This is a genomic window from Bacillus sp. H1a, assembly GCF_000633475.1.
Taxonomy (GTDB): domain Bacteria; phylum Bacillota; class Bacilli; order Bacillales; family Bacillaceae_G; genus Bacillus_A; species Bacillus_A paramycoides.
In genome coordinates this window covers 92965-104653 of the sequence record NZ_AYMH01000010.1, presented here as the reverse complement: position 1 = coordinate 104653, position 11689 = coordinate 92965, and the positions used below count along the sequence as shown (strand labels likewise).

Here is an 11689-nt window from a genome sequence, read left to right as displayed (position 1 = left end):
AGTTAGTTGTGTGGCTTGTTGTATAATAGTGAATCACCTATCCTTATATATATTAAAAATGCATATAAAGATTATAGAATATGTATAAGGAAAAGTCATTACTATAGTAAAAGGTATATTTTTTAAGGTAAAATAATAAAAGAGGTATCACTCTGTAGTGATGCCTCTTTTTCATTGGTAAATGTGTTCTGTTGTTTTATTCAATTTCTTTTGCTCTATTTGTAATTCACGCTCTACCAATCGGTCTAATTGCTGAATTGCCTTTAGGGCTTTTTCATAAGAAATAGTTCGGTAATGGTGAGCTCCGCCTGGTTCTTCGTCTGCTTCATCCGCCCGCTTAATAATGTTTTGTAGAGGTGTTCTTTCAAGTGTTTGTTCTACTAAGAAAGAATCAGTGTGCAATAGAATTGCAACAGAAATTTCTTTTGCTTGCTTCGGATGTTCTCCTAATCGGATTAATAATTTATGAGCTCTTTCCGCCCCTTTAATTGCATGTATATCATTCTTTTTATACAATTCATAGTCCCATTCTCCGCCTGTATACCATGTATGATGTCCGATATCATGAAGGAAACCAGCTTTTGTTGCAGCATCGACTGAGGCGTGATGCTTTTTGGCTAAGTGAAACGCATGGTAAGCGACAGCAATCGCGTGGACCATCCCAGAACGATTTACGTATTTTTGTGTAATATGATGTTTAAAAATTTGTTCAAGCGTAATACGGTGCATAAAACATTCACTCCTTTTATCTATTGATGTATATGAAGAAAATCGATCGGTTTAAATGTATTTTGAACATTGTACTCCATCAATCAGCGTTAGTAAAGTAGAAATGTTTAGGAGAAGAAAAATTTTATAGACATAAAAGGTCACCTTAGTTTTTTCTAAGGTGACCTTTTAGTGTTTATTTTTTTAATCCTTGCTCCAGCGTTTCTAACATTTCGTGTTTTTCATTTTCATCAGCATTTTTCCAAATGACTTCGAATAAAACGCCAAGACCTGGAAGCATTTTTTCTTCCCCGCTTTGAATTGCATCGACAATCGTTTCTTGTAATTGGTCTTGTGAATTTCCAGATATATTCGCTAATACAGCGCCGCGTAAATTAAAACTCATTATTTTCACCTCTTCTTCAGAATTGAAACTGACGTTAGTTTTTGTTCTTTTTTATGTAAATATGTATGAAAAATAGGCTATAATGATAAGACAAGAAGAGAGGGAAATACATATTATGAAAAACATTGATTCAGTACAAAACCCGCGTGTGAAGCAGTGGAAAAAGCTGCAGACGAAAAAAGAGCGCGATAAAAAAGGTTTATTTTTTGTAGAAGGATTCCATTTAGTAGAGGAAGCTTTAAAGGCAGGAGTTGTAACAGAACTTATCGTTTCAGATCAGACAGACCTTCCGAAAGATTGGACAGTTAATGATGTTGAAATGTATATCGTGCCTGAAGCAATTGTAAAAGTACTTCGTGAAACAGAAACAACGCAAGGTGTATTTGCTGTTTGTGAAAAACAGGAGAAAGAAGTAGCTCTTACTGATGGGAAATTCCTTTTATTAGACGGTCTTCAAGACCCAGGTAATTTAGGGACGATTATTCGTACAGCTGATGCAGCTGGTATTCATGCCGTTGTGCTTGGAGAAGGTTGCGTTGATGTTTATAATAGTAAAGTACTCCGCTCTACACAAGGTTCTATTTTCCACTTACCGATTGTGAAAGGGAACTTAGAAGAATGGGTAGACAAGTTAAAAGAAAATAACGTCCCTGTATATGGAACAGCTCTTGAAAATGGAGTTCCATATGGTGAAGTAACACCAACAGGAAGTTTTGCATTAATTGTAGGAAATGAAGGAAGTGGCGTACGCCAAGAAATTCTTGCGAAAACTGATCAAAACTTGTATATTCCGATTTACGGCGGGGCAGAATCACTAAATGTTGCGGTTGCAGCAGGGATTTTAACGTATTATTTACAAAGCCCAGTTGCGAACAAATAAAAAACTTCTTATAATAAGTTGAAGTACATGTTCGTAAGGAACATATAATAAAAGTTAAATAATGAAAAACGTTGATAGAGAAGAGTAGCTTACAAAATCGCCATATAGGGAGAGAGTGCCGTAGACTGAAAGCATTCTTATGGTAGACGAAAGTGAATTCACCTCTGGAGTTGACGCCAGGACCATGTATATGTAAAGGCGTTCCGGCCAAAGCTGGTCGTTATAACTAATGAAGTGGGCAGACTTGTTCTGTCAATTTAGGGTGGTACCGCGAATTTACCTCGTCCCTTTTTGGGAGCGAGGTTTTTTTATTTTTAAAATTAGGAGGGTTCCAAATGGAAGCACGTTTAAAAGAGCTAAAGCAAAAAGCGTTAGAGCTTATTGAAGAAGCGAAAGAGCTAAAGGGCTTAAACGACGTACGCGTAGCGTATTTAGGGAAAAAAGGTCCAATTACAGAAGTATTACGCGGCATGGGAAAATTATCAGCAGAAGAGCGTCCACGTATGGGAGCATTAGTAAATGAAGTACGTGAAGCGATTCAAACGCGTCTAGAAGACAAAATTAGCAACTTAGAAAAAGCAGTGATCGAAGCAAAATTAGCTACTGAAACAATTGATGTTACACTGCCAGGTCGTCCTGTTGAAACAGGTTGTCATCATCCGTTAACAGCTGTTGTTGAGCAAATTGAAGATGTATTCATCGGTATGGGTTATGAAGTAGCTGAAGGGACAGAAGTAGAAAAAGACTACTACAACTTTGAAGCATTAAACTTACCGAAAGATCACCCAGCGCGTGATATGCAAGATACATTCTACATTACAGAAGAAACGTTACTACGTACACATACATCTTCTGTGCAAGCACGTACGATGGAAAATAATAAAGAAAAAGGCCCAATCAAAATTATTTGTCCTGGTAAAGTGTATCGCCGCGATGATGATGATGCGACGCATTCACACCAGTTCATGCAAATTGAAGGTCTTGTAATTGATAAAAACATTCGTATGAGTGACCTAAAAGGTACACTACAAGTATTCGTGAAAAAGATGTTCGGTGAAGATCGCGAAATCCGTCTTCGTCCAAGTTTCTTCCCATTCACAGAGCCATCTGTAGAGATGGATATTTCTTGTATGATGTGTCACGGCAAAGGTTGCGGCACTTGTAAAGGAACTGGCTGGATCGAAATTTTAGGCGCAGGTATGGTTCACCCGAACGTACTTGAAATGGCTGGTTATGATTCAAAAGAATATCAAGGCTTCGCATTCGGTATGGGCGCAGAGCGTATCGCAATGCTGAAATACGGCGTAGATGACATTCGTCATTTCTATACAAATGATGTACGTTTCTTACAACAATTCAAACGAGCGTAAGGGAAGGAGAGGATAAATATGTTCGTATCATATCGTTGGTTACAAGAGTATGTAGATATTAAAGATGTAACAGCACAAGAACTAGCAGACAAAATCACGAAAAGTGGTATTGAAGTAGAAGGCGTTGAAGTATTAAATAAAGGTGTAAAAGGTGTTGTGGTTGGCCACGTATTAGAATGTGAAAAACACCCAGAAGCTGATAAATTAAGCAGATGCTTAATCGATATCGGTGAAGAAGAACCAGTACAAATTATTTGTGGTGCTGCTAACATTGCAAAAGGTTTAAAAGTACCAGTTGCAAAAGTTGGTGCTGTACTTCCAGGTAACTTCAAAATTAAAAAAGCGAAACTACGCGGGGAAGCTTCTCACGGTATGGTTTGTGCTCTTCAAGAGCTTGGTATTGATGGGAAACTAGTTGCGAAAGAATACGCAGATGGTATCTTCATCTTCCCAAGTGACGCTGAGGTTGGTGCAGATGCACTTGAGATTTTGAACTTACATGATGAAGTACTTGAGCTTGGTTTAACACCAAACCGTGCAGATTGCTTAAACATGCTAGGTGTTGCATATGAAGTAGCTGCTATTTACGGCCGTGAAGTAAAACTTCCAGCTATCAACTTACAAGAATCAGCTGAAAAAACATCTGATTATATTTCTGTAAGTGTAGAAGCGAAAGAAGAGAATCCATTATATATTGCGAAAATGGTTAAGAACGTAAAGATTGGTCCATCACCAATGTGGATGCAAACTCGCCTTATGGCAGCTGGCATTCGCCCGATTAGTAATGTAGTTGATATTACAAACTACATTTTAATGGAATATGGTCAACCGTTACATGCATTCGATTACGATAAATTAGGTTCAAAAGAAATCGTTGTTCGTCTAGCTAAAGAAAGCGAAAAGATTCAAACGTTAGATGATCAAGAGCGTACATTACAAAGCCACCACCTTGTTATTACAAACGGTGAAAAAGCTTTAGCTGTTGCTGGTGTAATGGGCGGAGCGGATTCTGAAGTTGATAGCGATACAGTGAACGTTTTAATTGAGTCTGCATACTTTGCAGGTCAAACAGTGCGCCGTACATCAAAAGACTTAGGTCTTCGTAGCGAATCAAGTGCACGTTTTGAAAAAGGAATCGACCCAACACGTACATTTGAAGCGATTCAACACGCCGCTGCTTTAATGGCAAAATATGCTGGCGGAGAAGCGCTTGAAGGTGTAGTAGAAGTTGATAACTTACAAGTAGAAGAGCGTACAGTATCTGTTACAGCTGAGAAAGTAAATCGTGTATTAGGTACAGACATTTCTACAAGTGAAATGGGTACAATGTTCACAAACTTGAAATTCCCATTCACAGAAGTAGAAGGAACATTCCATGTGAACGTACCAGCGCGCCGTCCTGACATTACAATTTCAGAAGACTTAGTAGAAGAAGTAGGTCGTCTGTACGGTTATGATCACATTCCAGTTACATTACCAGCTGGAACAATGACACGTGGTAAGTTAACATCAGCTCAAACGAAACGTCGTAAAGTACGCCGCTTCCTAGAAGGCGCTGGTTTATATGAAGCAATCACATATTCATTAGCAAGTGCTGAAAAAGCGAAACAATATATGGTTGAGCCGAACGAAAAAGCACCTGTAAATCTTGCGCTTCCAATGAGTGAAGAGCGTAGCCAACTTCGTTTAAGCTTAGTGCCACAATTGTTAGAAGCAGTTTCATACAATGTTGCACGTAAAAACGACAGCGTTGCTTTATACGAAGTAGGTTCTATCTTCTTACCAACAGTAGCAGGAGAACTTCCGAAAGAAGAACAACATCTTGCAGGTGTTATGACAGGTCTTGCTCTTCACCATGCATGGCAAGGTGAGAAGAAAGTTGTAGACTTCTTCGTTGTTAAAGGTGTGTTAGAAGGATTATTCGACGTACTTGGCGTTGCAAACCAAATCACTTATGCACCAGCAAAACGTGAAGGTATGCATCCAGGCCGTACAGCTGACATCTTATTAGATGGCGAAGTAATTGGATTCATCGGTCAATTGCACCCAGAAACAGAAAAACAACTAGATGTGAAAAATACATTTGTATTCGAACTATCTCTTGTAAAAGTATTCGGTGCAGACGTTGAAGAAACTTACTACTCAGCAATTCCACGTTTCCCATCTATGACACGTGATATGGCTGTTGTGGTAACAACAGAAACAAAAGCTGGTGAAATGAAGCAAGTCATTGCTGAAGCTGGCGGAGAACTTCTGAAAGAAGTAACACTATTCGACTTATACGAAGGTGAGAAGATGGAAGAAGGCAAGAAATCACTTGCATTCTCTATGAACTACTTCGATGCAGAACGTACATTAACAGACGAAGAAGTAACAGAAGCACATAGCCGTGTATTAACAGCGGTAGAAGAAAAATTTGGTGCGGAGTTACGTAAGTAATAAAAACAGCTGCCGGAATATTTTCCGGCAGTTTTTTTATGGAACGATTGTCGAAAGGTGTCGGTAAGCCGATATATTATAAAAATCGCTGATATATTTTCCGACATCTTGCATCTTTCCCTCGAATGTAGTACATTAATTTTAGTTTAACAAAATGAAAGACGATGATAAGGAAAAGTAGTATATACTATAATCCAAAGCGAGTCAGGGGCGGTGAGAGCCTGATGAGGCGGTATATGTGAAGAACACCTTGGAGTTGCTAACCGAAATTGAAGCTTGTATTCAAGAGTAGACTTAGACGGGAATCCGGCCTGTTACAAACCGGGAAGTATGTATTACATACGAGTTAAAGTTGGTCTTTATGACAAATTGGGTGGTACCGCGAAGTTTAACCTTTCGTCCCTTTATGGATGAAAGGTTTTTTTGTATTTAAATATATCAGCAAAGGAGAATTTCACTATGGAAAACACATTAGTAAAAAGTCTGTATAGAGATACAGAGAAATACGCAGATCAAACAGTACAAGTATCAGGTTGGATTCGTAACTTACGTGATTCAAAAGCATTTGGTTTCATCGAATTAAACGATGGTAGCTTCTTCAAAAGTGTTCAAATCGTTTTCGATACAGAATTAGATAACTTCAAAGAAATTGCGAAGCTTCCACTAAGCTCTTCAGTTAAAGTAGAGGGGAAAGTAATTGCAACACCTGGAGCAAAGCAACCATTTGAAATTAAAGCAGAAAAAATTGAGGTTGAGGGCTTATCAGATTCTGATTACCCACTTCAAAAGAAGCGTCACACGTTTGAATACTTACGTACAATCGCTCACTTACGTCCAAGAACAAATGCATTCTCTGCAACATTCCGCGTGCGTTCTATCGCAGCGTTTGCGATTCACCAATTCTTCCAAGAGCGTGGATTCGTACATGTTCACACACCAATTATCACTGGTAGTGATACAGAAGGCGCAGGCGAAATGTTCCGCGTAACAACGCAAGATTTAAACAACGTACCAAAAGGTGAAGACGGACAAGTTGACGAATCAAAAGACTTCTTCGGTAAAGAAACAAACTTAACGGTAAGTGGACAGCTGAATGCTGAAGCTTATGCATTAGCGTTCCGTGATGTGTACACATTCGGACCTACATTCCGTGCAGAAAACTCTAACACAACTCGTCACGCAGCTGAGTTCTGGATGGTTGAGCCTGAGATTGCATTCGCTGAATTAGGTGATGTAATGAACCTTACAGAAGATATGCTGAAATATGCAATGAAATACGTATTAGAGCATGCACCAGAAGAAATGGACTTCTTCAATAGCTTCGTTGATAAAACAGTTCTAGAGCGCATGAACAACGTAATCAACTCTGACTTCGGTCGCATCACATATACAGAAGCAATTAAAGTACTTCAAGAGTCAGGCGCTGACTTCAAATACCCAGTAGAATGGGGTATCGACTTACAAACAGAGCACGAAAGATACTTATCAGAAGAAATCTTCAAACGTCCTGTATTCGTAACTGACTATCCGAAAGACATTAAAGCGTTCTACATGCGCCTTAACGAAGATGGAAAAACAGTAGCTGCTACTGACCTTCTAGTTCCTGGCATCGGCGAATTAATCGGCGGTAGCCAACGTGAAGAAAGAATGGACGTTTTAGTAGACAGAATTAAAGAATTAGGTATGAACGAAGAGGACTACTGGTGGTACTTAGAACTTAGAAAATACGGCGGTACAAAACACGCTGGATTCGGTCTAGGTTTCGAACGCTTCCTAATGTACATCACTGGTATGGCTAACATCCGTGACGTAATTCCATTCCCAAGAACTCCAGGTTCTTCAGAATTCTAAGATAAAAAAGCGAGAGGGAATCCTCTCGCTTTTTTATTTTGAATAGTTTATTACCTCGCAGCAAATAGTAACGCGAAGGGGTGAATGTAAATGGGTAAAAAAGTGAAAAAAGATCATTCTAGATCAAGCCTAGGTTCTCCAGAAGTGGAAGGACAAGGAACAACGACACATGAAACTGGTTCTCATAAAGTATCTTCATCAAATAAGAAGCAAAAACGAAGCTAATATAAAAGGGAGAGTCGTGGTGACTCTCCCTTTTATATAGGGAAATTAGTAAAAATGAGGTGGTTGAGCGATATGTTAGAGAGGAAAATAGTAAATGCAACTATATTGAATCGAGGCAATATGAAACAAAAAACAGGAGTTTGTAGGCTCCTGTTTTTGTCGATACTATTTTAATAAGCGAAACGCCTTTTCTGTATTAGCAAAATGCAGTTTCACAAACTCAGGTAGTCTTTCTTTTCCAAGCTTCTGAATGAGTTTAGCAGCGGCAATATCTACTTGTTTGCCAGCACCTTTCGGAAGTGGCATACCAGCTTTTTTGCTTAGTTCGTCAAATTGTTTTACGAATGAGTAACGAGCCAAAATGGAAGCAGCGGCTACCGCTAAGTGAACGCTCTCACCTTTCGTAGCGAAATAAACATTTTCACGCTGTACCTGTTTTTGTTTCGCTAAATATTTATAGTATGTATCAGGCTGTGTAAATTGGTCGATTAAGATGCCTTCTGGTTTTGTAGGCGCGATTTTTGCTAATAAGTTTGTGATGGCTTTATTGTGTAGTAAAGCTTTTAGTTTACCTTGGTTGTTTCCTTTATCAAATAGCTCATTATACTTTTCGTTGTGAAGAACGAGAGAGCTATAAGGAACAACGTGAAGGAGTTGTTTTGCAATCTCAGCAATTTGGGCATCGTTTAAGTTTTTGGAATCTTTTACACCGAGTTCTTTTAAGAGCGGAATTTGCTTTGCATCCACATATACAGCAACTACTGTCATCGGTCCGAAATAATCGCCAGTACCTACTTCATCGGATCCTACAATAGACATTGTACCGATGGAAGAGGGCGGGGCATAACGATGTGAGTTAGCCGATTTTTTTACAGCTGATTTTGGTGCTTGAGAGACAGTTTGCCAACGAGTAGCTTCTGCTTCAGCACGACCACCTTGGAACATCACTTTGCCTGATTTATATGCTGTAATCGTGCAAGATGGAACTTTTGCCATAAAGATACCGCCTTGCGGAATTTTCGGGCTAAGCGCCTGTTTATATTGTTGTTTCATGTCTTCAATTACTGTAGAACTTGTTTGTAATACGATAGAATTTGACAAGATGGTCGCTCCTTTTTTATATTGTTATTTTTATCATATCGGATTGTTCTTTCTGTTTCCATATTATGATGGTTCATGGTATGATAAACTTTAGGATTCTGTACGTGATTGGAGGCCGGTGAGTTGTCACAACAAAAGGGAAAGAAAAGTCGAATTAATGTAGAAATCTATGGTCAGCAATATTCAGTTGTTGGCGATGAAAGTACAAGTCATATCCGCATGGTAGCAGCGATTGTGGATGATAAAATGCGCGAACTCAATGCCAAGAATCCTTCGCTTGATACGAGTAGACTAGCGGTATTGACGGCGGTAAACGTCATACACGATTACATAAAATTAAAAGAAGAACATGAGAAGCTGAAAGAAAGTATGACAAAAAAAGGAATGGAATAACATGATTGATATTATTATCATTTTACTGCTTGTTATGGGATTTTTCCTTGGCTTACGCAGAGGGTTCATCTTACAACTTATAAAGTTAACAAGCTTTATTATCGCATACCTTGTTGCATACTGGTACTGTAAAGATTTAGCGCCAACACTTGCGAAATTTATTCCGTATCCATTTGATAAAAACGTATCTGTTCCAGAATGGATTGATGCAAATAATATTGAAACAGTATTTTATCAAGCAATTGCGTTTATCGTATTATTTATTATTACAAAAATCGCACTTTCATTACTTGGTAATTTGTTAAATATGTTTGCAGAAATACCGGTTTTAAAGCAAGTGAATGCACTTGCGGGGGCAATCCTCGGATTTTTAGAAGTGTATATTATTTTGTTTGTCTTAATTATTGTTGGAACAATTCTTCCAATTGAACAATTGCAAACACCATTACAAAAATCATCAATTAGCAAAATAATTATAGACGATACACCGATTCTTTCTGAAAAGGTGAAGGAACTATGGCAGACAGGTAGCAGAGTATAACTTCTCTTTTTTCGGAAAGAGGAGTTTTTTTCTATGAAAGAAAGGCGGGGGCAATGATGAAAGTAAATAAAAAACAAGTTATTAAATTATTGGAGACAATCGGCCTGTTTATGGAATTAAAGGGCGCGAATACATTTAAAATATCTGCATTTCGTAAAGCAGCGGCAGCGCTAGAAAGTGATGATCGTAGTCTTTCTGAAATTGAAGATTTCACAAAGATTCCAGGCATCGGAAAAGGAACGGCAGCAGTTATTCAAGAATATATAGAATCAGGAACATCTGAAGTACTACAAGAACTTGAAAAAGAAGTACCGAGCAGTTTATTACCGCTATTAAAACTACCAGGCCTTGGGGGTAAGAAGGTAGCTAAGTTATACAAAGAGCTTGGTGTTGTCGATATGGAAACGTTAAAAGCTGCTTGTGAGGAAAATAAAGTACAAGCTTTAGCAGGTTTCGGTAAAAAAACAGAAGAGAAAATATTGGAAGCAATTGATCAAGTAGGATCTCGTCCAGAGCGTTTACCAATTGCGATGGTATTGCCTATTGCCGGGGAAATAGAGGAGAAATTGTCGAATATTGCTGAGGTGATTCGTTTCTCCCGCGCTGGTAGTTTACGCCGTGTTCGTGAGACAGTGAAGGATTTAGACTTCATCATTGCAACTACAGAACCAGCTGTAGTACGTGAACATTTACTACAATTTGATAATATGATTGAAGTAATTGCGAGCGGGGATACGAAAGTATCAGTTCGTCTTCAATATGAATATGATATTTCAATTGATTTCCGTCTTGTAAAACCAAAAGAATTTATTACAACTCTTCACCATTTCACAGGATCAAAAGACCATAACGTAAAAATGCGTCAAATTGCAAAAGATAAAGGCGAGAAAATTAGTGAGTACGGTGTAGAAAACTTGGAAACCGGTGAAGTGAAAACTTTTGAAACGGAAGAGGAATTCTTTGCTCATTTCGGTCTTCCATTCATCCCGCCAGAAGTGCGTGAAGATGGAAAAGAAATTGAATTAATTAAAGAGTATCCGAACTTAATTCAGTTCTCTGACATACAAGGTGATTTACATATGCATACAACGTGGAGTGATGGTGCTTTTTCAATTGAAGAAATGGTACAAGCATGTCGCGCTCGTGGATATAAGTTTATGGCAATTACTGATCATTCACAATACTTGAAAGTAGCGAATGGCTTAACGAAAGAGCGTCTTCGCGAGCAAGCAAAAGAAATTGAACGTATGAATGAAAAGTATCCTGACATTACAATTTTACGCGGAATTGAAATGGACATTTTACCGGATACAACACTTGATTTTGATGATGAAGTATTAGCAGAACTAGATTATGTCATTGGAGCCATTCACTCTAGCTTCTCACAAGACCGTGAAACGATTATGAAACGTCTTCGCACTGCGCTTGAGAATAAGCATGTCACAATGATTGCCCATCCGACAGGGCGTCTTCTTGGGCGCCGCGAGGGCTATGATGTAGATACAGATTTATTAATCGAACTCGCAAAAGAAACAAATACAGTTTTAGAATTAAATGCAAATCCAAACCGTTTAGATTTAAGCGCGAAATTATTAAAACAAGCACAAGATGCTGGTGTAAAAGTAGCGATTAATACCGATGCCCATACACTTGAAATGTTAGAAGATATGGAAACAGGTGTAGCAGCAGCACGTAAAGGTTGGATTCAAAAAGATAACGTGATTAACACATGGGATATTGAACGTTTATTGGACTATATTAAACGTAATAAGTAA

At 38.5% G+C, this 11689-nt stretch carries 11 protein-coding genes and 2 other annotated features; of the genes, 8 read left to right on the top strand and 3 right to left on the bottom strand.

Annotated features, from left to right (window positions below; genetic code table 11):
* Positions 1 to 171: 171 nt before the first annotated feature.
* Positions 172 to 729 carry an HD domain-containing protein gene (locus tag U860_RS0104460; RefSeq protein WP_025147548.1) on the bottom strand — a complete coding sequence of 186 codons (558 nt, stop codon included), beginning with the start codon at positions 727 to 729 and terminating at the stop codon, positions 172 to 174.
* 175 nt (positions 730 to 904) lie between these two features.
* Positions 905 to 1114 carry a small acid-soluble spore protein SspI gene (sspI, locus tag U860_RS0104455; protein WP_025147547.1) on the bottom strand — a complete coding sequence of 70 codons (210 nt, stop codon included), beginning with the start codon at positions 1112 to 1114 and terminating at the stop codon, positions 905 to 907.
* A gap of 82 nt (positions 1115 to 1196) precedes the next feature.
* Here sspI and U860_RS0104450 point away from each other — a divergent pair, with 82 nt between their 5' ends.
* The 5 genes from U860_RS0104450 (at position 1197) to U860_RS31150 (ending at position 7879) form a co-directional block, all read left to right on the top strand.
* Positions 1197 to 1994, top strand: a complete 798-nt coding sequence (locus U860_RS0104450) for an RNA methyltransferase (protein ID WP_025147546.1) — start codon at positions 1197 to 1199, stop codon at positions 1992 to 1994.
* 62 nt (positions 1995 to 2056) lie between these two features.
* Positions 2057 to 2286 (top strand) — a binding site (T-box leader).
* A gap of 43 nt (positions 2287 to 2329) precedes the next feature.
* Positions 2330 to 3364, top strand: coding sequence for a phenylalanine--tRNA ligase subunit alpha (gene pheS / locus U860_RS0104445; RefSeq protein WP_000388222.1), 1035 nt, complete (start codon positions 2330 to 2332; stop codon positions 3362 to 3364).
* Positions 3365 to 3382: 18 nt separating this feature from the next.
* Positions 3383 to 5803, top strand: coding sequence for a phenylalanine--tRNA ligase subunit beta (gene pheT, locus U860_RS0104440; RefSeq protein WP_025147545.1), 2421 nt, complete (start codon positions 3383 to 3385; stop codon positions 5801 to 5803).
* 155 nt (positions 5804 to 5958) lie between these two features.
* Positions 5959 to 6210: a binding site (T-box leader), on the top strand.
* Positions 6211 to 6262: 52 nt separating this feature from the next.
* The gene (gene asnS, locus U860_RS0104435; protein ID WP_025147544.1) at positions 6263 to 7654 is read left to right on the top strand and encodes an asparagine--tRNA ligase; all 1392 of its coding nucleotides are present in this window, start codon (positions 6263 to 6265) and stop codon (positions 7652 to 7654) included.
* Between the two features lie 90 nt (positions 7655 to 7744).
* Positions 7745 to 7879 (top strand): YuzL family protein, encoded by a 135-nt coding sequence (locus U860_RS31150; RefSeq protein ID WP_002173687.1) that lies wholly within the window; start codon positions 7745 to 7747, stop codon positions 7877 to 7879.
* A 165-nt stretch (positions 7880 to 8044) separates the two neighbouring features.
* On the opposite strand, the gene rnhC is transcribed toward U860_RS31150, so the two are convergent.
* Positions 8045 to 8980: a ribonuclease HIII gene (gene rnhC / locus U860_RS0104420; RefSeq protein WP_025147543.1), complete on the bottom strand. Its 936-nt coding sequence runs from the start codon at positions 8978 to 8980 to the stop codon at positions 8045 to 8047.
* A 123-nt stretch (positions 8981 to 9103) separates the two neighbouring features.
* On the opposite strand from rnhC, the gene zapA reads away from it, so the two are divergent.
* The 3 genes from zapA to polX are packed head-to-tail and all read left to right on the top strand — an operon-like array spanning position 9104 to position 11689.
* Positions 9104 to 9373 (top strand): cell division protein ZapA, encoded by a 270-nt coding sequence (zapA, locus tag U860_RS0104415; RefSeq protein ID WP_000082701.1) that lies wholly within the window; start codon positions 9104 to 9106, stop codon positions 9371 to 9373.
* A gap of 1 nt (position 9374) precedes the next feature.
* The gene (locus tag U860_RS0104410; protein WP_002173684.1) at positions 9375 to 9914 is read left to right on the top strand and encodes a CvpA family protein; all 540 of its coding nucleotides are present in this window, start codon (positions 9375 to 9377) and stop codon (positions 9912 to 9914) included.
* Positions 9915 to 9970: 56 nt separating this feature from the next.
* Complete coding sequence (gene polX, locus U860_RS0104405; RefSeq protein WP_025147542.1) at positions 9971 to 11689, top strand: DNA polymerase/3'-5' exonuclease PolX; 1719 nt, start codon at positions 9971 to 9973, stop codon at positions 11687 to 11689.